Raw genomic sequence first — 22,520 nt, 5'->3', positions numbered from 1 at the left:
CCGGATCGGAGAACGCGCATCCGATCGGGCGCGCGTTCTCCGAAGTCGTGCGCGTTCTGCGGGTGTCCGGGGCGGTGACGCCGTGGGCAGCGGCGCTCGTCAGCGCCCGGTCGTTCGTGGGGCGCGGGCACGGGCGGTGAGGGCGCGGGCCAGGCCGGATGAGGCGACCGCGAGCCGGCGCCGGTTCGGCACGGCGACCCGGCGGTGCAGCACGTCGTAACCGGCGTCGGCGATCTCGTCGAGGATGCCGGCGTAGAGCGTGCGGGCCGCGCCGACGCAGGCCCGCGACACCGGCTCCAGCATCGGGATGCCCGGGTCGGCGCGCCGGTAGGTCGCCCGGGTGCGGGCGCACAGGTGGGCCAGCGCCCGCCGCACCCGCGGGTCGCCGCGGCCGGTGCGCCGGCACCAGGCCAGCAGCTCGCGGTCCACCCCGAACGCGGCGAGCTCCTCGGCGGGCAGGTAGACCCGGCCGCGGTCGAGGTCCTCGCCGACGTCGCGCAGGAAGTTGGTCATCTGGAACGCGACACCCAGCAGCGCCGCGTGCGGCTCGGCCTCGGCGCGCGGCACGACCGTGCCCAGGACCGGCAGCGTCTGCAACCCGATCACCGCGGCCGAACCGTGCACGTAGCGAGCCAGTTCGGCGTCGTCGGCATAGCCGGTGACGGTGAGATCCATCCGCATCGACGCCATGAAGTCCCGGAACAGGCCCGGGTGCAGGTCGTAGCGGCGGGCGGTCTCGGCGACGGCGACGACCTCGGGCCGGGCTCCGGGCGGCGGCGCGCCGTCCAGCGCCGCGGTCAGGTCGGCGTCCAGGGCGTCCAGCCGGGCGCCCGGGTCCCCGCCTCCGGCACCGTCCGGGTCGTCGACGATCTCGTCGGCCTGCCGGGCGAAGCCGTAGAGGGCGTGGATGTCCACCCGCCGTGGCGGGGGCAGCAGCCGCGTGGCCAGGAAGTACGTCCGGCCGTGCGCCGCGTGCAGGCCCCGGCAGGCAGCGTACGCCGTGCGCAGCGCAGGATCGGTCAGTCCGGCGGCGTCCAGCTCCGCGCGTGCCGCCGCCGACGCACCTCCCTGCCGGGTCGTGCGCACCGGGTCAGCCGCGGCCGGCGGTGCCGTCGACCAGGGACGCGGGGGTGGCCGGGACCAGCGGGCCCGGGCCCTCACGAGTGCCCGGAGCGGGCGAACCGGTCGGCGGGGTGTCGCCGTCGGCGCTCCGCCGGCGCAGCCGCAGCGGGTCCGGGTGCAGCAGCGAGACCGCCGCCAGCACACCGCCCGCGGCGCACAGCGCCAGGAACGGCCAGTTGTAGAGCGCGGTCTCCCCGGTCGGGTAGTAGACGATCATCATCCAGACCGAGCCGAACACCACCCACTGCAGCCCGCGGGCACTCCAGGCCGCCATCGCCAGCAGGGAGAAACCCCAGCTCACGTACCACGGCAGGGTCGCGGGGGAGAGCACCGCGGCCAGCGCCAGCGCCACCCCGGCGTGGTGCACCGCGGTGGCACCGCCGCCCCGGGCCCTCCACCACAGCCCGGCCACCAGCAGCACCAGCAGCGCGGCGCCGACCACCCGGGCGACGTCGACGAACGCCTGCTCGTTCAGGTCGTCGAGGAACATGCCGAGCACGCCGTGCAACGCCTGACCGGCCCCGGTGGGCCAGGACAGCCAGTTCACGATCAACGATGGCGACTTGAGCGCGGGCAGCCAGCCCAGCCCCAGCCCGGTGAACACCGTGACGGCCCCGAAGAGGACGCCGAACACCGCGACCGAGGGGAGCCCGGTACGCACCAGCCGGGACCAGAACGACCCGCGGAGCTTCGCCGCCCAGAGCAGCACCAGGAACGGCAGGATCAGCCCGGCCGAGGCCTTCACCGCCATCGCCAGCGTCGCCACGACGATCGCGGTCAGGAACCGGCCGCGCAGCGCGAGCAGCGCCGCCAGCGGCAGCATCCCGACGACCAGCAGATCGTTGTGGATCCCGCCGATCATGTGTACGACCATCACCGGGTTCGCGACCGCCAGCCACAGCGCCACCGCCGGGCGTCCACCCAGGTGCCGGGTCAGTGCCGGCAGCACCGCGACCAGCAGCACCAGCCCGGTCGCCAGCGTCAGCCGCATCAGGACCACGCCGAGCAGCAGGTTCTTCCCGGCCAGCAGCACGATCCCCTGTGCGAGCGCGATGAACAGCGGCCCGTACGGCGCCGGGGTGTCCTGCCAGAAGAAGTGCACGTTGTCGGTGAAGATCCCGCCCATCGAGTCCGGCCCGACGACGTACGGGTCGAACCCGGCCAGCGGCAGCGCGCCCTGGGCCAGGTAGCTGTACGGGTCGCGGGTGAACAGCGGCGGCGTGACCAGCATCGGGATCAGCCAGACCCCGGCCACGGTCAGCACCGCGCGGCCGCCGGCCCGGTGCGCCAGCACGTCGCGGCCCAGCCGCACCCAGGCCCACACCATCAGCGCCAGGCCCAGGTAGATCAGCGCTCCGGCGATCAGCGCACCGTGTCCGTAGCGCCAGAACGACAGCGCCGAGTTCCCCAGCACCGGGTCCCGCATCGGGATGCCGCCGCTGCCGGGGGCCCCGACGAGCATCAGCAGCGACGCCGCCAGGCCCAGCAGCAGGGTGCCGCGCGGCGGCCGGCCGAGCCGGTCGGCGATCCGGGAGGTGCGGCCCGCCTCCGGCGTGCCGACCGGTCCCCGCGCGGGCGGGAGCACCGGCTCGGCGGTCACCGTGGCGGGTGCCTCCGGACGGGGGAGCGGCGTCGAGGGCTGCGCGGTCATCGTGGGGTGAATCATTCCACGGGCGGGTTGTACGCCTGTTCCGGCCCTCGGCCGCCGGTTGCTCGGTGCACCGCCGCCCGGGGGCCCGCTCCGGCGTGCGCCGATCGGGGGCCGGTGATCCGTTCGGCGGCGAGCCGTCCGGAGATCAGCACCGGCGGGATGCCGACGCCCGGCGTGGTGCCGCAGCCGGCGAGCACCGCGTTCGAGACCCCGCGCACCAGGTTGCGCGGCCGGAACGGCCCGGTCTGGGCCAGGGTGTGCGACGCCGAGAACGGTGTCCCCGCGGCCATCCCGGCGGCGGCCCAGTCATCCGGCGTCCACATCCGGGTCCAGCTCGGTGTGGCGCCCGGAGCCACCAGCCCGCGGTCGACGAGCACCCCGAACAGCTCCTCGGCGTAGGCCGGGCCGACCCGGTCCCAGTCGATGCCGGAGACGGCGGTGTTCGGGCACGGCGCCAGCACGCTCAGCTGCTCCCGGCCGCTCGGTGCCGACCCCGGGTCGGTCCTGCCGGGCCGGGTGACCAGCAGCGACGGGTCGCTCATCAACCGGCCCTCGTCGATGATCTCGCGGAAGGTGCCCTCCCAGGCCCCGCCGAACGAGATCGTGTGGTGGTGCTCGGCCGTCCCGGGCCGCGGCGCGGGCAGGCCCGCGTGCACGACCACCGCGGACGGCGACCAGCGCAGCGACACCGGGCGACGCGGTGCGCCGCCGAGCAGGTCGTAGGCGACCGGCAGCTCCGGGGTGAGCACCACGGCGTCGCACGCGACCTCGGCCGCGGTGTCCCCGGTCTCGCCGTGCGCGCGGTGCCGGACCGCGCGGACCCGGTCGCCCACCCGGTCCAGCCCGACGACGTCCCGGCCGTAGAGGATCTCGGCGCCCGCGTCGGCCGCGGCGCCGGCCAGCGCGGTGCCCAGCTCCCGCATCCCGCCGCGCGGGAACCAGACCCCGGCGACCGTGTCCATATAGGCGATCACACCGTAGGCGCCCAGCGCGCGCTGCGGCGCCACGCCGGCGTAGAGGGCCTGGAACGAGAAGATCCGGCGCAGCCGCTCGTCGGGCAGCAGCCGGGCGATCCGCGGACCGAGCCGGCCGAACCCGCCGAGCGCCACCAGCCGGGCCAGGTCCGGGCCGACCAGCGAGAACGGCGAGTCCAGGTTGGCGTCGATGAACGAGCCCATCTCGGCCCGGTACAGCTCGGTCAGCCAGCGGCGCAGGCGCCGGTAGCCGGCCGCCGACTCCGGGCCGCAGGTCGCCCGGACCTCCTGCTCCATCGCGGCGGCGTCGGTGTGCACGGCGATCGCCGAGCCGTCGGCGAACTCCGCCCGGTAAGCCGGGTCCAGCCGCACCAGGTCCAGCCGGTCCGCGGTGGACTCGCCGACCGCGGCGAACGCCGAGTCCAGCAGATCGGGCATGGTCAGCACGGTCGGCCCGGTGTCGAGCCGGTACCCGCCGTGCTCGTCGGTCACGTCGAGCCGCCCGGCGCGCCCGCCGGGGAACGACTCGCGTTCGACGATCGTCACCCGGCGTCCGGCACCGAGCAGGTGCAGCGCGGTGGACAGGCCGGCCAGCCCGGCCCCGACCACGACGACGTGCCCGGTCGGCCCCTCGACCTGCCGCGGGCTCCCGGCGCGGCTCACCAGGCCCGCCGGGTGGCCCGCTCGGCCAGCTCGAACAGCGCGGACCGCCCCGGCTCGGCGACCGGCTCCGCGTCCAGCGCGTCCAGCGCGGACCCGGTCAGCGCGGCGATCCGCTGCTCGACGACCTGCACCGCGCCGAGGTCGGACAGCACCGAGCGGACCCGGTCCAGCCCCGCGCCGTCCAGGTCCGGATCGCCCAGTGCCGTGCGGACGGCGTCCTGGGCGGCCCGGTCGCCGCGCTGCTCGGCCCGCTGCAAGGCGGCGGCGACCAGCAGCGTCCGCTTGCCCTCACGCAGATCGTCCCCGGCCGGCTTGCCGGTGACCTGCGGGTCACCGAACACGCCGAGCAGGTCGTCCCGCAGCTGGAAGGCCACTCCGATGTCCGCGCCGTAGCGGCGGTAGGCGGAGAGCACCCGCGGGTCGGCTCCGCCGATCGCCGCGCCCAGGTGCAGCGGCCGCTCCACGGTGTAGGCGGCCGTCTTGAACCGGTCGATCCGCAGCGCGGTCCCCTCGCTGGCGTCCCCGGACGCCTGGGCCTGCACGTCCAGGTACTGCCCGGCGAGCACCTCGGTGCGCATCGCCCGCCAGGGCTCAGCCGCCCGGGCGTGGGCCCCCTCGGGCAGCAGCGCGGAGTGGAACATGTCGTCGGCCCACACCTGGGCCAGGTCGCCGACCAGGATCGCCACCGCGGCGCCGAACCGGGCAGGCGGTCCGGACCAGCCGCGGGCCGCGTGCGCGCGGGCGAACTCGACGTGCACCGTCGGGCGGCCGCGGCGGGTGGAGGAGGCGTCCATCAGGTCGTCGTGCACCAGGGCGCAGGCCTGGATCAGTTCCAGCGACGCGATCGCGGTCAGCACGCCCTGGGCGTGCTCGCCGGACGGGTCGCCGCCCGCGCCGCGCCAGCCCCACCAGGCGAACGTGGGGCGCAGCCGTTTCCCGCCGCCGAGGACGAACCCGGCCAGCGCGTCCACGGCCTGGGCCACCGCCGGGTCGACGCCGAGCACCTCGGTGCGGCGCTGATCCAGGTAACCGGCCAGCACCCGCTCCACGTGCTGGGGCAGCGCGTCGTCCAGCGGGGTGGGAGCGGCCTCGGTCAGGCCGGTCACACCGGGCGATCCGGGCGATCCTGACGGCTCGGCGGCGGTGCTGTGCGGGTCGGCGTGATCGGCTGGATCGGGCACGGACCCAGGCTATCGGTGGGGTACGACACCGGCCCGCCAGCCGGTGACGCACGCCCTTTCGGTCTTCTGTTCCGCCCTGAGCAACGTAAGGTGCGATGCGTGACGACGACTACTGCATCCACGGTGACCGAACGGATCAGCGTCGAGCGCCCCTTCTTCGCGGTGGAGTTCTTCCCGCCGAAGGACGATCAGGGCGAGGCGGACCTCTGGCGGGCCATCCGCCGGCTCGAGGTGCTCGACCCGGCCTACGTGTCGGTGACCTACGGCGCGGGTGGCTCGAGCCGCGACCGGACCGTGCGCACCGTCGAGCGCATCGCCACCGACACCACGCTGTGCTCGATGGCGCACCTCACGGCCGTCTCGCACTCGAGGGACGAGCTGCGGCACGTCATCGGGTCGCTGGCGGCGGCGGGCGTGCGCAACATCATGGCGCTGCGCGGTGACCCGCCCGGGGACCCGCTCGGTGAGTGGGTGAAGCACCCCGAGGGCCTCGAGTACGCCGACGAGCTGGTGAGCCTGATCAAGCGGTCCGGCCCGTTCTGTGTCGGTGTGGCCGCGTTCCCCTACGGTCATCCGCGCTCGGCCGACCTCGAGTCCGACACCGAGAAGCTGATCGGCAAGTTCCGGGCCGGCGCGGAGTTCGCGGTGACCCAGCTGTTCCTGGAGCCAGAGGGGTTCCTGCGGCTGCGCGACCGGGTGGCCGCCGCCGGGTTCGACCAGCAGATCATCCCCGGAATCATGCCGCTGACCTCGGAGAAGACCTTCCACAAGGGGCCGGAGCTGTCCGGCTCGCCGCTGCCGGAGTCGCTGATCGAGCGGCTGTCGCCGTACTCCGGTGACCCGAAGTCGTTCCGGCCGGCGGGCATGGAGGTCACCGGTGAGCTCTGCGAGCGGCTGATCGCCGAGGGCGTCCCGGGGATCCACTTCTACTCGCTGAACCGCTCCACGGCGACGACCGAGCTGGTCGAGCGCCTCGGCCTGGCCGATGGCGGGCCGGGGCCGACGGCCGGTGAGCCCGTGGCGGCGATGCCGGCGGCCGTGCGGGCCTGACCGGCCGCACCTCCCGTTCCCCGACGACGGCGGGTCCCGCTCCGGGGCCCGCCGTCGCCGTGTCGGTGTGGGGTAGGTGTGGGGTCAGCGGCGGATCGGCGGGTTGCGGTCCCGGCGGGCGAGCAGCACCGCCGCGCCCGAGGCGAGCGCGACGAGGCCGACCAGCAGCAGCGTCCAGCCCACCACCGACGGCGCGTTCGGGTCCGTGGAGATCGCCGACGCGTTCAGCTGGGTGACCTCGCCTGGGGCGAAGTCCCAGGTCACGGTGCCGCCCTCGGACTCGCCGTCGGTCTCGATGACCTCGCCCGGGAAGCTGATCGCGAGCCGGACGTCGGCGCCGTCCACCGGCATCGTCGTCAGATCCGCCCGGCCCTGCACCCCGATCCGCTCGCCGGCCCGGCGCAGCTCCAGGTCGGCCCGCGCGGCCGCACTGCCGCCGAGCAGGTTGAGCTCGGAGACCTCGGCGAAGCTCAGGTCCGAGAAGCTCACCGACGACCCGACGAAGCCGTCCTGGTCGTAGGAGGTGACGTCGACCCGGTCCTCGAGCTGCGGCGGCACCGTGATCTCCGGCCCGGACCCCTCCGGGGCGCCCTCCGGGGTGGCGATCACGATGTTGCCGTCCACCGTGTCGTCGGGCTGGACGGCCAGCCCGGCCTGCACCCGGGTGCACCCGGTCAGGGCGAGCAGTGCCAGCACCGTGAGCAGCGCGGCGGCCCGTCCGCGGCGGCCGCTCCCGGTCCGCCGGCGCGCGGCGGGGACGTCGGCGGCGGCGGTGTCGGGCGCGTCGGCGGCGGCCTCGTCCGGGCGGGGGAGCGGCATGGTGGTCATCGTGCCACCCGGCACCGACGCTCCCGCCGTCACGCGGGGGCGTGTGTCGGGTGATCCGTTCCGGGGTCCGGTCCGCGTCCGGCGAGGGGCAGCTTCCGGCCCAGCACGGCGAACGGCCGCGGGTCCCCGGTGAACAGGTGCTCGCGGAGCACGTCGCGGAACCCGGTGCGCCGGTAGAGCTGCCACGCCCGGCCGGGCGGCGCCTGGCCGTGCTCGGGGGTCGAGAGCAGCATCCGGGCGCGGTGCGCGTCCGCGGCCAGCGCGCGCAGCAGGCCCTCGCCGAGCCCGGCGCCCTGCGCCTGCGGGTGCACGTGCAGCTCGGTGAGCTCGAAGTAGTCGTCCAGCCATTCCTGGGCGACGGCGTCGGGGTCCCCGCGGCGGGCTCGCAGCCCGCGCCGGACCTCCTCGAACCACCACTGGCCCGCACCACCCCAGTAGCCGTACCCGATCCCGACCAGCCGATCCCGGTCGTCGACCCACCCGACGGCCTGCCAGCCCGGCCGGTAGGAGTGTTCGAGCCAGAGCGAGCGGCGCTGCCGGGCGGTGGACCGCGGATAGCCCATCGCGGTGACGTAGACGTCGATGGCCTCGGCGAGTCGGTCCGCGAACTCGCTGCGGCTCAGGCCGACCAGCCGTGGCTGCGCCGGCGCCGATGTCACGACGGCCTCCGGGCCGCTCCGGGACGGACGGGCTGGTGCATGCCTCCATCACATCACGCGGCGGCCCGGCGCGCGGCCCCGGACGGTGCCCACGACCACCCGGGCGCCGACTTGACGACGGGTCGAACACGCGTTCTACTAATGGTGTCGAACACGCGTTCGACATCCGGCCGTCCGGTGTGCGGGGTGGGGGAAGCACCCCGGCACCGGGCGTCCGGTGGAGACCGGTGCCGGGAGCCGAGGACCCGGGCCCGGGGAAGGGGCGTGATGGCAGTGGGCGGCTTCACCCGATTGTTCCGGTCGCGGCAGCCGGCGGCCATCGACGTGCGCTGGCAGAACGGCGAGCCGGTGGAGTTCCAGCGGCGGCCCTCCCGCCGTGGGGAGCGTTTCCTGGTCACCGGCGTGCGGGACCAGTGGATCGAGGAGTCGCCGTGGCCGTTCCCGTCGCCGATGCCGGTCGGCGGGGACCGGCTGAGCTGCTGGCGGGTGCTGGCCCGCTCGGTGGAGGAGCCGCACGAGCCGCCCCGTGAGGTGGTGCTGCGGATGCGTGCCGGGCCCGGTGTCTGGGACCTGGTGCGGTCGGCGGACCGATGAGTGACGTGCGGAGCGGGGCCCCGGTGGGACGAGCGGTGACCGAGGAACGGAGGCGGGCGATGGGCAGGACGATGCAGCTCGACCTGGAGGTGCCGGCGACGCGGCAGAGCGCCGACGGATGCCGGAGCGCCGGGCGGCGCACCGGAGCGGTGCCCGCCCGCGGTCGCGGGGCTCCGCCGCCGGCCCGGGGTCACGGGGTCCCTCCACCCTCGCGGGACGCGCTCGCGCTGCTGCGGCAGGCCGCCGACCAGCTGGCCGAGGCGCACCGGGAGCCCGACCCGCTGCGCCGCTACCCGGCCGCGTACCTGGCCGCGCTGCGGGCGGGAGCGGCGGTACTGGCGATGCGGGCCCGTCCGCGGACCCGGCGCGGCGCCCCGCGCGACGTCTGGCGGCTGCTCGCCGAGGTCGCGCCGGAGTTGGGGGAGTGGTCGGCGTTCTTCGCGTCCTGCTCGCGGACCCGGGCCGCGGCCGAGGCGGGGATCGGCCGGCTGGTCGGCCGCCGGGACGCCGACGACCTGCTCCGGCAGGCCGAGGAGTTCGTCGCCCGGGTGCAGCTGCTGCTGCCGCGCTGAGCGCGCCGCAGTGGGGCCCGGGCTCCCGGGTCAGGCGGAGGCGGCCGGACGGTCCCGGGAGCCGCTGCGCAGCAGCCGGCCGAGCAGGGAGGTGAACACCGCGGACACCTCGCGGGCACCGGGGGTGTCCCAGGACTGGATCGGCAGGCAGGCGCCCTGCGCCTGCTGGACCGCCGACCGGTCGGGCAGCACGTTGCCGAACACCAGCGGCCCGAACAGTTCGCGCAGCTCGCTGATCCGGAACTCGTGCTCGGTGTTGCGCGGGCGGACCCGGTTCACCAGGACGCCGAGCGGCTGCAGCCGGTCGTTCGACCGCTCGCGCTCGGTCTGCACCGCGTCGAACGCCCGCTGCACCCCGGACACCGAGAACATCGTCGGGTCGGTCACCAGGATCGCCCGGTCCGCCGCGGACAGCGCGCTGCGGGTCAGCTGGCCCAGCGAGGGCGGGCAGTCGACGATCACCAGCCGGTACCGCTCGGCGCCGGGCCCGTCGGCGTCGTCGGGGGTGATCAGCTCGCCGGCCATCCGCTGCAGCGCCCGGTCCAGCCGGTGCAGCTGCGCCGCGCCCGGATCGGGGTGGTTGTGCCGCTCGGTCTGCTCGGCGCCGACCAGCACGTCCAGACCCTCGCCCCAGGCCGACGGTGCGATCGCCCGCTCGACGACCGCTCTGCGGGGCTCGTCGAGGACGTCGGCGACGGTGGCCGTGGTGGGTTCGGGGTCCAGCGCGGTGGTGGCGTTGGCCTGCGGGTCGAGATCGACCACGAGCGTGGACACACCGTGCCGCTGCGCCGCGCCGGCGAGACCGAGCGCGACGGTGGTCTTCCCGACGCCGCCCTTGAGACTGAGCGTGGCGACGACCTGCACCCGTGCAACCTACCGTGCTGTCCGCGCGCTGCGCGGGCGCCCGTCGTGCTGCGATCCGGGTCCGGATCCGGCCGGTCCCCGGTGCGCCCGCCCGGGGCCACGGGCACCGACCACTAGGCTGCGGGCGTGGAATCGCCGACACGGGAGCAGGCCGGAGCAGCGCGCGGTGCGGCCGTGTTCCGGGCACTGGACGCCGAGATCGACCGGTTCCGGCGGGAGTCCGGCGGTAGCGCGCCCCGGGTACTCGACGTCGGGGGTGGCAGCGGCATCTGGGCGGTGCCGCTCGCGTCGGCGGGCTGCCCGGTCGCGGTCGTGGACACCAGTCCGAACGCGCTGGCCACGCTGGCCCGCCGGGCACGCGAGGCCGATGTCACCGAGCGGATCACCCCGCTGCACGGCGACGTCGACACCCTCGCCGACGTCGCCCCGCCCGACGGCGCGGACCTGGTGCTCGGTCACGGGCTGCTCGAGGTCGTCGACCGGCCCGGCCCGGTGCTGGCGGCGCTGGCCGCCGCGGCGGCGCCCGGCGGTGCGGTCTCGGTGCTGACCGTCGGCCGCTACGGCGCCTTCATCGGCCGGGTCGCCGGCGGCCGGCTGGCCGAGGCGCGTCGGCTGCTCGCCGATCCGGACGGTCGCGACGGTCCGGAGGACCGCCTGCAACGCCGGTTCGACATCGCGCAGCTGCGCGAGCTCGCGGTGGCCACCGGGCGGCTGGAGGTGGAGGTCCTGCAGGGCGACGGGACCCTGGAGGCCTGGCTGGCCGGGCCCGGTGCCGAGGGCGAACAGGTCGGCCGGGAGGAGCAGGACGAACTGGACGCGCTGGCGTCCGCGGTCCCGGCGCTGGGCGAGGTCGCCCCGCGGTTGCATCTGCTCGCCCGACGGTCCTGAGCGGGGCGAGGGCGACGCCACACGGCCGCCGCATCGTCGCCACACGGTCGCCCGCCGGCTGCTGGTGGTGACCGTTCCATCCGCCGTTCACCCGCGCGCCACCCCCGTTCCGGTGTTGCCGCTCGGGCCGTCGTGACCGACGACACGCCGCGCCACGCCGCCCACTCGACGATCAGCCGCACGGGTTGGCCGGTCCGGGTGGTCGCAACCCGGTTCGCCTCGTACTCTTGGTCCCAGACGCCCGGGCTGGGCGCCCGTCGCGTCGGATTCGGCCAGGGAGGCACGGACCGACACGACCTACCGTCCGATTTCGTGTGCCGGAGGTGAAGGCATGCCGCTCTCCGAGCACGAGCAGCGCCTGCTCGAACAGATCGAACGAGCCCTCTACCAGGAGGACCCCAAGTTCGCTTCCTCGGTGAGCGGCGGGCGTATGAGCAAGCCCGCCCGCCGGCGCCGGATCCAGGGAGCCCTGCTCTTTCTGCTCGGTCTGGTCCTGCTCGTCGTGGGTGTCGCCGTCCAGGCGCTCTGGATCGGGGACGTGCCCGTCGTCAGCATCGTGGGCTTCCTCGCCATGTTGGGCGGGGCGCTCCTCGCGGTGACCTCGATCGGGTCCCGCGGCAAGAACGGTCAGCCCGGGGAAGGCGCCGAGGAGTCGTCGTCGAAGGAGAAGCCCGGCGACAACGACGGCTTCACCGGTCGCATGGAGGAGCGCTTCCGGCGTCGCTTCGAGCAGGAGTGACCGCGGCGGCCCGGGGCCGCACGCACGACCATCCCGCGGGGTGGGACGCCACACGGTGTCCCACCCCGCCGTCGTGTGTGCGGCCCCGGGCACCGTGCCGTCCGAGGGGCACCGTGCCGTCCGAGGGGCACCCTCGGGGCCCTGGCAGAGGCGAGGGTGCCCCTCGGGACATCCGGGGCGCCAGGGGAGGAGCGGCTCAGCGGCCGGTGGTGTCGGCGGTCTCGGGGTCGGAGCGGCCGGGGTCGGAGTGGCCGGGGTCGGAGTGGCCGGGGTCGGAGGTGACTGTGGTGGGGTCGTCGGTGCGGCGGCCGGCACGGCGGACCTCCGGCACCACCGAGGGCGGTAGCACCCGGGCCCGCAGCGACGTCCCACCGGCGGCGATGGCGGTCCGGATCTCGTCGACCAGGCCGTCCAGGATCCCGGCTGCCGGGAGCAGGCCGCCGTACCAGCTGGCCTCGACCCGCCCGGCGAGCTCGTGCAGCGCCTCGGCGGGCCGGCCCGCCAGCCCGTGCTCCTCGACGATCCGCGCCGCGGCCGCCCGCACGGTGTCCCCGGGTGGCACCGGCACCCCGTGGTCCCGGGACGCGGCGAGCACCTCGTCCCAGGCCGCCGCGGCGGCCCCGGTCCCACCGGCCCGGGCCAGGCCCGCCCGGCGGGCGTACTGCCGGCGCCGCCACAGCGCCGGCACCAGGGCCAGCAGCGCCAGACCGGCCAGCACGGCGGCGGCCGTGGCCGCCACCGGCCACCAGCCGGTGGCGGCGGTCTCCACCGGCGCGGCCGGGTCGTCGCCCTCGGCGGGCGGCGGGTCCGGGGACGCCCCGCCGCCGGACGGCGGCGGGGGAGCGGGACTCGGCGCCGGGGCCGCGGGCTGCTGCTGTGCGGGCTCGCCGCCCTGCTGCTCGCGGGCCTGCTGCACGTAGCCGGGCTCGATCGTCCGGCCGTCGGCCAGCGGCGTCGGGTCGAAGGTCTGCCAGCCGTAGCCCGGGAACCAGGCCTCGACCCAGGCGTGCGCGTCCTCGGTGCTGACCAGCCGGCCGTCCGGACCGGGGTCGCCCGCGGTGAACCCGACCGCGACCCGGGCCGGGACGTCGACCGACCGCAGCATCGCCGCCATCGCCGACGCGTACTGCTCGCAGTAGCCGGTCCGGCCCCGGGTCAGGAAGTCCACCAGCGCGTCGCCGCCCCCGCCCGGGGCGGTGGACAGGCTGTAGGTGAACGGCGAGCCCGGCCCGCTGAAGTGGTTCTCCAGTGCCATCGCCCGGTCGAACGGGGTCGACGCGCCCGCCGTCACGTCCCGGGCGATCGCGGCGACCCGCGGGTCCACCCCCGAGGTGTCCAGGTAGCCGCGGTCCACCGTGACCGGTCCGGTGGCCGCCCGCAGCTGCTCGGCCGAGGGCTCGGGCAGCCGCATCGCCTGCGTCCAGCCGTCCTCCTCGTGCGGCCGCTCGCTGTAGGCGATGCCGCCCGCGGCGTCGTAGGACCAGTCGGTTTCCGACGGCCCGGTGATCGAGGTCGGGTCGCCGAACACCGGCAGCCAGTAGTCCCGGAACCCGAGGTTCTCCACCTGCACGGTCTGCTCACCGGCCGGCCCGGACGTCGACGCCGGCAGCGGGCCCGCCAGCGGCACCCCGGGCAGCGGCCGGCCCGCCTGCCAGCCCTCCTGCGGGACGTAGGACTGCAGGGTGAGCGCCCGCAGGTAGGTCGGGGTCTGCAGGCCCTGCACCCGGAACAGGTCCCGGGGCTCGTCGCGGGTCAGCTGCCCGCGCAACGACGTGAACGGGTTCAGCCCGATCGAGCCGTCCGCGCCCCCGCCGGACCCGGCGGCGCCGGCGTCGAACCGGCCGGCGGTACCGACCGCGGTCGCCGCCGATCCCAGCAGCAACGCCCCCACCACCGCGACGCCGACGACCGCGACCCCGCCCGGCGCCTGCCGGAGCCGGTCCGGGCGCAGGAGCAGCAGCAGGCCGTACCCGGCGCCCGCGGCGACCAGCGACCACCACGGCAGCAGCTCGGGCGCCACCGCCGTCGGGACCGCGAACACCACGAGCAGCGGCACCCCGGCCGCGGCCGGTGCCGCGACGGTGACCGCGAGGCCGAACACCGCGATCGCCAGCGTCCCGAACCCGAGGGTGACCAGCAGCAGGATCTCCGGCGTCGGGTCGACCGGCGGCAGGCCGGTGTCGATCTGCTGCCCGGCGGCGCGGAGCAGCGTGCCGAGCTCGCCGAGCGCCGCCGGGCCGGGCAGCACACCGAGGACGCCCTCGTCGGTGAACCAGCCGGTGACCAGAGCGGCCAGCGCGACCAGCTGCCCGGGTGCGGCCAGCCAGGCCCGCACCGCAACCAGCAGCGCGCCGACCAGGACGACCATGGCGACGGCCACCGCGGCGTGCGCGAACCAGGCACCGCCGCCGACCACCGCCCCGGTCGCGGAGCCGGCCAGCAGCACCGCCAGACCGGACGCCAGCGGTGCCGCCGCCGCGGACCAGCGCGGCGGCCGGGGCCCCCCGGACGGGGCGGCCGGCGGCGTCGTCGCGGGTGGGGCGGTGGTGGTCACCGGGCACCTCCGTCGTCGTGGCCGGCCGGACGGGCGAGGCGGGACGCCGGCGTGCGGGGTGCGGGCGTCACCATGCGCCCCCGGCCGGGGACGGGTCACCGCACGCGTCGGCCCAGGCCTGCTGCACGGCCGTCCCGGCGGGGACGACGGTGGCCTGCCACCCGGCCCGGCGCAGCGCGGCCGCGGCGGTCGTCGCTGCGCGTCCCGGGGCGGTGCCGCCCGGCCCGGTCCCGGACCCGGCCCAGCCCTCCACGTCGAGCAGCACCGCGTGTCCGCCCCGCGGCCACGCCGCGACCAGCGCCGTCACGTCCTGTGGGCCGGCCGCCCCGAGCACCGCGAGCACCCCGTCCGACGGCGCCGTCCCCGGCTCGGGCGCGCCGCCCTCGCCCAGTCCGGCGGTCGCGGACGGCCGCAGCACGGCCAGCGACTCCAGCCGGCGCGGCACGTCGTCCTCGCCGCCGGCGCCGAGGTGCAGGTCGCCGAGCTGCTCGCCGGACTCGTCCACCAGCGTCACCGCCTCCCCGCGGCGGAGCAGGTGCACGGCGACGCTGGCGGTGAAGGCGACCGCCCACTCCAGGCTCGACGACGCGCCGTGCCCGCGGTGTGCGGCGTCCCGCCGGTCGAGCAGGAGCGTCACAGCGGTCGGGTCCGGGCGGTCGTCGAGGCGGACCATCAGCTCGTCGCGCCGCGCGCTGGAACGCCAGTGCACCCGGCGCAGCTCGTCGCCCTCCCGGTAGGGGCGGATCAGCACGTCCGGGGCACCGGGTCCGGGCCGGCTGCCGCCCTCGGCGCCGCGACCGGCGACGGTCGAGGCCAGCGACGGGCGTCCGATGAGCGGGGTGACCCGGGGCAGCACCAGCCAGCGGTCGGCGGGCAGCAGGTCGTGCCGGAACTCGGCCAGGCCCAGCGGGTCGGTGCCGCGCCCGCGCAGCGGCCCGATCCGGTACGCGCCGCGGGTCGCCGGCCGCAGCGGGTACCCGACCCGGGCCCCGCGCCGGCCCAGCCGGTGCACGGTGAACCGTGGCGGGTAGCGGTCCGACGGGCCGGCCGAGTCCGGGACGACGTCGGCGATCCGCAACGCCCCGAGCAGCGACCCGCCCGCGATCCGCAGGAACGCGGTGCCGGCGGAGCCGGCCTCGATCCGCGCCGGGTCGAGGGTGCGCGTCACCTGCAGGGTCCGCCGGGAGCGCAGCGCGACGAGGAGGGCCAGCAGCGGCAGCAGCATCGCGAAGATCCCGATCCGGACCAGGTCCCGCTCGTCCAGCGCGATCGCCGACACGACCATCGCGGCACCGCCGGCGAGCAGGCAGCGGCCCCGCACGGTCAGCGCGGCGCGGCGTCCCCGGCGCGGGGCTGCGGTCGGCGCCGAGCCGCCCGGGCCGGGATCGCCCGGATCGGGACCGGTCGACGAGCCCGCCGCCGAGCCGGTCGTGGCGGGCCCGGTCGCGGAGCCGGTTGCCGGCACGTCAGCCCCGGGGCGGGGACGGCACCGCGACCCGGCCGACGACGCCCCGGACCAGGTCCGCGGCCGAGCGGCGGGCGGCGACGCCCTCCGGGCCCAGCACCAGGCGGTGCGCGAGGACGGGGACGGCGACGGCCTGCACGTCGTCCGGGACGACGTAGCCGCGGCCGGAGGTGACGGCCCAGGCGCGCGCCGCGCGCAGCAGGTGCAGCGTCGCCCGGGGCGAGGCGCCGAGCCGCACCTCGGACAGCCGCCGGGTGCCGGAGACGATGTCCACGCAGTACCGGCGCACCTCGGCTGCGGTGTGCAGCCCGCGGGTGGTCGCGATCATCGAGCGCAGCGTCCGCAGGTCGGTGACGGGGCGGAGCCGGTCCAGCGGCTCGGCGGTGCCGTGCTCGTCGAGCATCGCCAGCTCGGCGGTCGGGTCCGGGTAGCCGACACTGATCCGGACCGTGAACCGGTCCCGCTGCGCCTCGGGCAGCGGGTAGGTGCCGTCCATCTCCACCGGGTTCTGGGTGGCCACGACCATGAACGGGTCGCCGAGCGGGTAGGTGCCGCCGTCCACCGTGACCTGGTACTCGGCCATGCACTCGAGCAGCGCGGACTGGGTCTTCGGCGACGCCCGGTTGATCTCGTCGGCGATCACCACGTTGGCGAACACCGGCCCCGGCCGGAACTCGAACTCCGCGTTCTGCCGGTGGTAGACCGAGGTCCCGGTGATGTCGCCGGGCATCAGGTCCGGGGTGAACTGGATCCGGCTCACGGCCCCGTCCACCGCCCGGGCCATCGCCTTGGCCAGCGAGGTCTTGCCGACCCCGGGGACGTCCTCGACCAGCAGGTGCCCCTCGGCGAGCATCGCGACCAGGGCCAGTCGCACGGCGTCCGGCTTGCCGACGATCACCCGCTGCACCGCGCCGGCGATCCGCCCCACGACGTCGGCGACGCCGGCCGCGTCCAGCGGTTCGGCCCCGTAGGCGGCGGCCCCGGTCGACTCCGGGCGGCGGCCGGACTCGCGGGGACCGGGGGACGGCACGGACGGCGCAGAGGGTGCGCTCGACGACAACGGGCCTCCTCGGATGGATACGCGGGCGGACCCAGTCTGCCAAACCTCCCCCGATCGAGATCGGGTGCCGCCATCCGGTCGTACCGCTGCGGCCGGCCGGTGCAGCGACCGCATGCCCGGCGGGTGCGGCACCCGCCTTCCCGGAGCCACCCCACATCCACCCACCGCGGTCTCCCACGACGCCCCACCGGTGTCCCCACCACCGTCCATCCGGCGCCCCACCGGTTCCCCGGCACGGCCGGCCGGAGCCCGGATAACCGCTCCTGAACTGCGACGACGCTGGGTTCGGTGGGACGGGGGAGCCCGGTGTGGGCGTGGCTCCGCCCTGGGGCGGACGGTCGCGCTACCGGGTGGCGCGGACCGCCCCCCACTGCTCCCCACCGCCTCCGACCTGCGGGAACCTGTTGTGGGTGGGTGCGACCCCGGCCGGGTCGGGTTGACGGTGGGGCGTTGTGGGGTAGTGTGGTGATCGCTGGGGCGAACAGGTGCCCCAGGTGGAGGTGGGGTCGGTGTTCCTCGGCACCTACACCCCGAGGCTGGACGACAAGGGGCGGCTCACGCTGCCTGCGAAATTCCGCGACGAGTTGCGAGGCGGCTGCATGATCACGAAAGGGCAGGACCACTGCCTCTACGTGTTCACCCGTGACGCCTTCACCGAGATGGCGAGCAAGGTCGCCGCGGCCCCGCTGACGAACGAGTCGGCGCGGGTGTTCCAGCGAAACCTCTTCTCGGGCACCGACGAGCAGAACCCCGACGGACAGGGTCGGATCGCGATCACCTCCGAGCTGCGCCGGTACGCCGGACTGTCCAAGGACTGCGTAGTGATCGGCGCGTTCACCCGCGCCGAGATCTGGGACGCGCAGGCCTGGGCGGAGTACCAGGAACAGCACGAGGACGAGTTCGCGAAGGCCCAGGACGAGGTCCTGCCCGGAATGTTCTAGGTCCCGCTGGCGGGCGGGACCGCGAACGGCGGCATGACAGACAGGACGACCACCTCACCGTCGTCGTCCCGACCCGGGTGCCGTGATCGCCCGGCCCTGGCACACCTTCCCCGGTGCCAGGTCCGGCCGGCACGGCCCCCGGGTGGGGACGACGCCGGGTCACCACCCCGACTGGGGAGTTCGGGTGGGGGGTGGACCTGCACGCCCACGGACGTGTGGCGGAGCCGGCTGTGGGAGCCGGTCCGGTGCTCGTCCAGGGGCCGGTCTGCCCGGTCCCGGCCCGCACCGGCCGGGAACCGGGACCGGACGGGGACCGACACGGCCTCCCGGCCGGAGCAGCACGACGGCACCACCGGAGTACGACCGCAGGGCACGACAGCAGCACCGACCAGAGCACGACCGCAGGACACGACCGGGGACGGACGGGGCACCAGTGAGGCCCGCCGAGCGGGTATCGGCACCGGGGGGTGGACGTGGACGGCGAGCACGACGCCCGGGACCCTGCGGCCCCGGCCCCCGAGGCGGCCCCGGACCCCGACGCCGTGCCCGGCGACCGGCACATCCCGGTATTCCTCGACCGGGTCTCGGAACTCCTCGCCCCGGCCCTCGAGAGCCGGCCCGACGAGCCGGGCCGCGTGTACGTCGATGCCACCCTCGGGATGGGCGGCCACGCCGCCGCGCTGCTCGCCGCGCACCCGCGGCTCACCGCCGTCGGACTCGACCGCGATCCGCAGGCCCTGGAGCTGGCCGGGCGCCGGCTGGCGGCGTACGGCGACCGGCTGCACCGGGTGCACGCCGTCTACGACCGGATCGCCGAGGCCCTCGACGAGACCGGGGTCGGCCCGGCCGACGGCATCCTGTTCGACCTCGGCGTCTCCTCGCTGCAGCTCGACGAGACCGCCCGCGGCTTCTCCTACTCCCGCGACGCCGACCTGGACATGCGGATGGACCCGACGACCGGGCCGACCGCCGCCGACGTGCTCAACACCTACCCGGTCGGCGACCTGCGCCGGATCCTGCGCGAGTACGGCGAGGAGCGGTTCGCCGGGCCGATCGCCAAGGCGATCGGGCGGGCCCGGGAACGGCGGCCCTTCACCCGCAGCGCCGAGCTGGTCGAGCTGCTCTACGCGACCGTGCCTGCGGCGTCCCGGCGCACCGGCGGGCATCCGGCGAAGCGAACGTTCCAGGCGTTGCGGATCGAGGTCAACGCCGAGCTGGAGGCGCTGCGCGACGCCCTGCCCGCGGCGTTCGACGCGCTGGCCCCCAGCGGCCGGATCGTGGTGCTGGCCTACCACTCGCTGGAGGACCGGATCGTGAAGCGGGCGCTGGCCGAGCGGACCCGCTCGCGCACCCCGGTGGACCTCCCGGTCGAGCTGCCCGGGCACGAGCCGGAGTTCCGGCTGCTGACCCGGGGTTCCGAGACCGCCTCCGACGAGGAGTCCGCACGCAACCCGCGGGCCGCCCCGGTGCGGCTGCGCGCGGCCGAGAGAAGCGCCGGCGGAACGAGCATCAGCGCCGAGAGGAGCCCGGCGGAATGAGCACGAGCGACACCGGGAGCGACACCCGCAGGACAGGTACGGCGGAGAGGCAGGAACGGCGATGAGCACACCCGTCATCGAGCGCCCCGGGACCCCGGGCACCCGGCCCCGACCGCAGACCCGGCGGACCGGGCCGGTCACGCCCCGGATCCCCGCCCAGCGGGGGCCGGGCGAGACCCGCCGCGGGCACGACACCCGGCGCGCCCGGATCGCCCGGGAGAACACCGGCCGGGCGAAGTTCGTGCTGGTCGTCATGGTGCTGCTGGCCGTCGGACTGATCGCGACGCTGTGGCTGTCGACCGCGGCCGCGGTCGACAGCTACGCCCTGCAGGAGGCCCGCCAGCGGTCCGGTGTGCTCACCGAGCAGTCCGAGGCGTTGCGCAAGCAGGTCGCCGTGCTGGAGAGCCCGGCGTCGCTGTCCCAGCGGGCCACCGAGCAGGGACTGGTCCCGATCAGCGACCCGGCCCGCCTGGTCGTCGGCCCGGACGGGCAGGTGGACCTGGTCGGGGAGCCGACGGCCGCCACCGGGTCCGCCCCGGTCGTCCCGGTGCCGGAGACCCCGGTGCCGCCCGCGCCGCCCACCGCGGCGAACGGCGGCCCGAGCGTGTCCGCCGATGCCCCGGGCCGGTCCGCGCCCGGAGAGTCCGACCCGCAACAGGCCGCGCTCGCGCAGACCGAGCCCGGCCGGACCGCGCCCGAGCAGCCCGGATCCGGGCAGCCCGACCCGCAGCAGGCCGGGCCCGGGCAGGCCGGCGCCGGGCCGGAAGCGCAGGAAGGCGCCGAGCGCGAGGTCCCGGCGGAGAGCCGGGCCGCCGGCGGGCAGGGCTGATGCCGACGGCCGCCCCGCCTCGTTCCGGCGGCCGGCGGCCCGGGACCGGCGGGGGGCCGCCCGGGAAGGGACCCCGCCGCCCGGGCGGACGCCGTTCCCCGGCCGACGAGCCGCGCTTCCGGCTGCGGCTGGCCTGGGTGCTGCTGGCCGGCCTGCTGCTCGTCTCCGGCGCGAAGCTCGTCGTCGTGCAGACCGTGCAGGCCGGCTCGCTCACCGCGGACGCCGAGAAGCAGCGCGCCAGCCGGATCGCGATCCCCGCCGAACGGGGCGCGATCACCGACAAGGACGGCGCGATGCTGGCGTTCAGCACGGCGTCGAAGGCGCTGGTCACCAACCCGCGACTGATCAACTCCACCAAGGGCGCCGAGGCGGGCGCCTACAAGGACGCGATGGCCCGGGCCGTCGCGGAGGTCACCGGTAGCGACCTCGGCGAGCTGCAGCGCGGCCTGGCCACCGACCGCGGCTACGTCGTGCTGGCCACGGCCGTCGACCCGGCCCCGGCCCGGGCGCTGCGCGAGCAGTTCCCGGAGATCGCCGAGGAGCCCCGGGAGGCCCGCCAGTACCCGGGCGGCACGCTGGCGTCGAACATCATCGGCGCCGCCACCTGGAGCGCCGACGCGCAGAAGCTGGTCGGCCGGATCGGCATGGAGTCCTCCGACGACGAGCTGCTGGCCGGCCGGGACGGGTTCCAGATCGCCGACACCGCCGAGGGCAGCAAGACCGTGATCCCGGGCAGCGTGCGCTCCGAGAAGCCCGCCGTCCCGGGGTCCGACGTGCAGCTGACCATCGACTCCGACCTGCAGTTCCAGGTGCAGCGGATGCTCGCCGACTACACGGCGAAGACCGGGGCGCGCGGCGGCTCGGCGGTCGTGCTGGACCGGGAGACCGGTGAGGTCCGGGCGCTGGCCGACGACTCGTCGTTCGACCCGGCGAGCCTGCTCTCGGCGGACCCGAAGTCGCTCGGCAACAAGGCGGTCACCACGCCGTTCGAACCCGGGTCGGTGAACAAGGTGGTCACCATGGCCGCCGCGCTGGACGCCGGGGTCATCCGGCCCGAGGACGTCCTGGAGGTCCCGGGGTCGATCAAGGTCGCGGACCGGACGATCAAGGATGCCTGGGACCACGGCCTCGATCGCTACACGATGACCGGGGTGCTGGCGAAGTCGTCGAACGTCGGCACCCTGATGACCGCGCAGAAGGTCGGCCCGGACGCGTTCTCCGCCATGCTCGAGAAGATGGGGATCGGGAAGAAGACCGGGATCGGGCTGCCCGGCGAGAGCGCCGGGTCCGTCCCCGCCCGGGCGACCTGGTCCGGCTCGACCTTCGGGAACCTGCCGATCGGGCAGGGGCTGTCGATGACCGTGCTGCAGATGGCCGGGATGTACCAGGCCGTGGCCAACGACGGTGTCCGGGTCCCGCCACGGATCGTCTCGGCCACCACCGGCCCGGACGGCGTCCGGGTGCCGGCCGAGGCGGCCGAGCCGGTGCGGACGATGTCTCCGGAGGCCGCGCAGACCCTGCGCACCATGCTCACCGCGGTCACCCAGGACGAGCGCGGCCAGTCCGGCACCGGCCCGGAGGCCGCCGTGCCGGGTTTCGAGGTGGCCGGTAAGACCGGCACCGCGCAGCAGGTGGACCCGGAGACCGGGGCCTACTCCCGGTCGTCGTACTGGATCACCTTCGCCGGGATGCTCCCGGCCCAGGACCCGCGGTTCGTGGTCGGGCTCATGCTCGACGCCCCGCGCGGCGGGAGCAGCGCGGCACCGCTGTTCCACGACATCGCCAGCTACCTGGCCCAGCGCGACGGCCTGCCGGTGCAGACCACCCCGCCGCCGGTGCAGACCCTGCAGCTCGATTGAGCCCGCGGACCCGGACCGGCGACCGGGCGACGGGACGCCCGTTCCGTGCGTCGGCCGGTCCCGGTGCCCGCTCACCCGTCCGGGACCCCGCGCCGGTCGGGGCCGGACGCGGTCGGCGGGCCGCTCACCGGCCTCCGACCTGCGCCGGATGGCCGTATCCCGGCAGACGGAAGGACACACGGTGACACCCGTCCCACCCCGTTGCGACGACCGGCGAGCGTCCCGCCGCGCGGGCCGGTGCCGGGCCCGGGGCGGGCACCATCGGTCGGTAATCTCCCGCATCGTGACGGCCCGAGCCTCGACCCCGAAGCGTGGAGCTCCGGCGGAACGCGCATCTACGCAGCGTGGAGCTCCGGCGGAACGCGCATCTACGCAGCGTGGAGCTCCGGCGGAACGCGCATCTACGCAGCGTGGAGCTCCGGCGGAACGCGCATCTACGCAGCGTGGAGCTCCGGCGGAACGCGCGTCCACGCAGCGTGGAGCTCCGGC

At 76.1% G+C, this 22,520-nt stretch carries 19 protein-coding genes; 9 read left to right on the top strand and 10 right to left on the bottom strand.

Annotated elements, in window-relative coordinates:
* Nucleotides 1–99 precede the first annotated feature (99 nt).
* Genes ACLFMI_RS11725 through ACLFMI_RS11710 form a run of 4 tightly spaced genes read right to left on the bottom strand, consistent with a single transcriptional unit; the run spans nucleotide 100 to nucleotide 5,507 of the window.
* Nucleotides 100–1,086: a phytoene/squalene synthase family protein gene (locus ACLFMI_RS11725; RefSeq protein WP_410947825.1), complete on the bottom strand. Its 987-nt coding sequence runs from the start codon at nucleotides 1,084–1,086 to the stop codon at nucleotides 100–102.
* A gap of 4 nt (nucleotides 1,087–1,090) precedes the next feature.
* Entirely contained in the window at nucleotides 1,091–2,773 is a 1,683-nt protein-coding gene (gene mptB, locus ACLFMI_RS11720) for a polyprenol phosphomannose-dependent alpha 1,6 mannosyltransferase MptB (protein WP_410947824.1), read from the bottom strand.
* 11 nt (nucleotides 2,774–2,784) lie between these two features.
* Complete coding sequence (gene crtI / locus ACLFMI_RS11715; RefSeq protein ID WP_410947823.1) at nucleotides 2,785–4,410, bottom strand: phytoene desaturase family protein; 1,626 nt, start codon at nucleotides 4,408–4,410, stop codon at nucleotides 2,785–2,787.
* Nucleotides 4,407–5,507, bottom strand: coding sequence for a polyprenyl synthetase family protein (locus ACLFMI_RS11710; RefSeq protein WP_410947970.1), 1,101 nt, complete (start codon nucleotides 5,505–5,507; stop codon nucleotides 4,407–4,409). The genes crtI and ACLFMI_RS11710 overlap by 4 nt, the downstream gene beginning before the upstream one ends.
* A 183-nt stretch (nucleotides 5,508–5,690) precedes the next feature.
* On the opposite strand from ACLFMI_RS11710, the gene metF reads away from it, so the two are divergent.
* Nucleotides 5,691–6,641 carry a methylenetetrahydrofolate reductase [NAD(P)H] gene (gene metF / locus ACLFMI_RS11705; protein ID WP_410947822.1) on the top strand — a complete coding sequence of 317 codons (951 nt, stop codon included), beginning with the start codon at nucleotides 5,691–5,693 and terminating at the stop codon, nucleotides 6,639–6,641.
* An 84-nt stretch (nucleotides 6,642–6,725) separates the two neighbouring features.
* On the opposite strand, the gene ACLFMI_RS11700 is transcribed toward metF, so the two are convergent.
* Together ACLFMI_RS11700 and ACLFMI_RS11695 are read right to left on the bottom strand one after the other, a co-directional pair.
* Nucleotides 6,726–7,469 carry an LppM family (lipo)protein gene (locus ACLFMI_RS11700; protein WP_410947821.1) on the bottom strand — a complete coding sequence of 248 codons (744 nt, stop codon included), beginning with the start codon at nucleotides 7,467–7,469 and terminating at the stop codon, nucleotides 6,726–6,728.
* Between the two features lie 29 nt (nucleotides 7,470–7,498).
* Nucleotides 7,499–8,128 carry a GNAT family N-acetyltransferase gene (locus tag ACLFMI_RS11695; RefSeq protein WP_410947820.1) on the bottom strand — a complete coding sequence of 210 codons (630 nt, stop codon included), beginning with the start codon at nucleotides 8,126–8,128 and terminating at the stop codon, nucleotides 7,499–7,501.
* Nucleotides 8,129–8,395: 267 nt separating this feature from the next.
* Here ACLFMI_RS11695 and ACLFMI_RS11690 point away from each other — a divergent pair, with 267 nt between their 5' ends.
* Together ACLFMI_RS11690 and ACLFMI_RS11685 are read left to right on the top strand one after the other, a co-directional pair.
* Nucleotides 8,396–8,722, top strand: a complete 327-nt coding sequence (locus tag ACLFMI_RS11690; RefSeq protein ID WP_410947969.1) for a hypothetical protein — start codon at nucleotides 8,396–8,398, stop codon at nucleotides 8,720–8,722.
* A 59-nt stretch (nucleotides 8,723–8,781) separates the two neighbouring features.
* Nucleotides 8,782–9,294, top strand: a complete 513-nt coding sequence (locus ACLFMI_RS11685; protein WP_410947819.1) for an SAV_6107 family HEPN domain-containing protein — start codon at nucleotides 8,782–8,784, stop codon at nucleotides 9,292–9,294.
* Between the two features lie 30 nt (nucleotides 9,295–9,324).
* Here the strand turns inward: ACLFMI_RS11685 and ACLFMI_RS11680 are convergent, their stop codons facing one another.
* Nucleotides 9,325–10,158 (bottom strand): ParA family protein, encoded by an 834-nt coding sequence (locus ACLFMI_RS11680; RefSeq protein WP_410947818.1) that lies wholly within the window; start codon nucleotides 10,156–10,158, stop codon nucleotides 9,325–9,327.
* A 126-nt stretch (nucleotides 10,159–10,284) separates the two neighbouring features.
* Between ACLFMI_RS11680 and ACLFMI_RS11675 the strand changes: the two genes are divergently transcribed.
* Together ACLFMI_RS11675 and ACLFMI_RS11670 are read left to right on the top strand one after the other, a co-directional pair.
* Nucleotides 10,285–11,046: a class I SAM-dependent methyltransferase gene (locus ACLFMI_RS11675; protein ID WP_410947817.1), complete on the top strand. Its 762-nt coding sequence runs from the start codon at nucleotides 10,285–10,287 to the stop codon at nucleotides 11,044–11,046.
* Between the two features lie 331 nt (nucleotides 11,047–11,377).
* Nucleotides 11,378–11,785: a DUF3040 domain-containing protein gene (locus ACLFMI_RS11670; RefSeq protein ID WP_410947816.1), complete on the top strand. Its 408-nt coding sequence runs from the start codon at nucleotides 11,378–11,380 to the stop codon at nucleotides 11,783–11,785.
* A 196-nt stretch (nucleotides 11,786–11,981) separates the two neighbouring features.
* Here ACLFMI_RS11670 and ACLFMI_RS11665 read toward each other — a convergent pair whose 3' ends face one another.
* From ACLFMI_RS11665 to ACLFMI_RS11655, 3 genes are all read right to left on the bottom strand, one after another.
* The gene (locus tag ACLFMI_RS11665; RefSeq protein WP_410947815.1) at nucleotides 11,982–14,339 is read right to left on the bottom strand and encodes a transglutaminase TgpA family protein; all 2,358 of its coding nucleotides are present in this window, start codon (nucleotides 14,337–14,339) and stop codon (nucleotides 11,982–11,984) included.
* Between the two features lie 67 nt (nucleotides 14,340–14,406).
* Nucleotides 14,407–15,804, bottom strand: coding sequence for a DUF58 domain-containing protein (locus ACLFMI_RS11660; protein ID WP_410947814.1), 1,398 nt, complete (start codon nucleotides 15,802–15,804; stop codon nucleotides 14,407–14,409).
* A gap of 1 nt (nucleotide 15,805) precedes the next feature.
* The gene (locus tag ACLFMI_RS11655) at nucleotides 15,806–16,834 is read right to left on the bottom strand and encodes an AAA family ATPase (RefSeq protein WP_410947813.1); all 1,029 of its coding nucleotides are present in this window, start codon (nucleotides 16,832–16,834) and stop codon (nucleotides 15,806–15,808) included.
* A gap of 539 nt (nucleotides 16,835–17,373) precedes the next feature.
* On the opposite strand from ACLFMI_RS11655, the gene mraZ reads away from it, so the two are divergent.
* The 4 genes from mraZ to ACLFMI_RS11635 all read left to right on the top strand — a co-directional run bounded on the left by mraZ (nucleotide 17,374) and on the right by ACLFMI_RS11635 (nucleotide 22,031).
* Nucleotides 17,374–17,805, top strand: a complete 432-nt coding sequence (gene mraZ, locus ACLFMI_RS11650; protein ID WP_410947968.1) for a division/cell wall cluster transcriptional repressor MraZ — start codon at nucleotides 17,374–17,376, stop codon at nucleotides 17,803–17,805.
* Nucleotides 17,806–18,347: 542 nt separating this feature from the next.
* Nucleotides 18,348–19,343: a 16S rRNA (cytosine(1402)-N(4))-methyltransferase RsmH gene (rsmH, locus tag ACLFMI_RS11645; RefSeq protein ID WP_410947967.1), complete on the top strand. Its 996-nt coding sequence runs from the start codon at nucleotides 18,348–18,350 to the stop codon at nucleotides 19,341–19,343.
* 61 nt (nucleotides 19,344–19,404) lie between these two features.
* A complete protein-coding gene (locus tag ACLFMI_RS11640) occupies nucleotides 19,405–20,172 on the top strand; it encodes a hypothetical protein (protein WP_410947812.1) in 768 nt (255 codons plus the stop codon).
* Nucleotides 20,172–22,031, top strand: a complete 1,860-nt coding sequence (locus ACLFMI_RS11635; protein WP_410947811.1) for a peptidoglycan D,D-transpeptidase FtsI family protein — start codon at nucleotides 20,172–20,174, stop codon at nucleotides 22,029–22,031. The genes ACLFMI_RS11640 and ACLFMI_RS11635 overlap by 1 nt, the downstream gene beginning before the upstream one ends.
* Nucleotides 22,032–22,520: the final 489 nt, after the last annotated feature.

The sequence above is a fragment of the Pseudonocardia nantongensis genome (assembly GCF_046546495.1).
GTDB classification, from domain to species: domain Bacteria; phylum Actinomycetota; class Actinomycetes; order Mycobacteriales; family Pseudonocardiaceae; genus Pseudonocardia; species Pseudonocardia nantongensis.
Note: the sequence above shows the minus strand (reverse complement) of the source record. Positions and strands in the feature narration are given on the sequence as shown.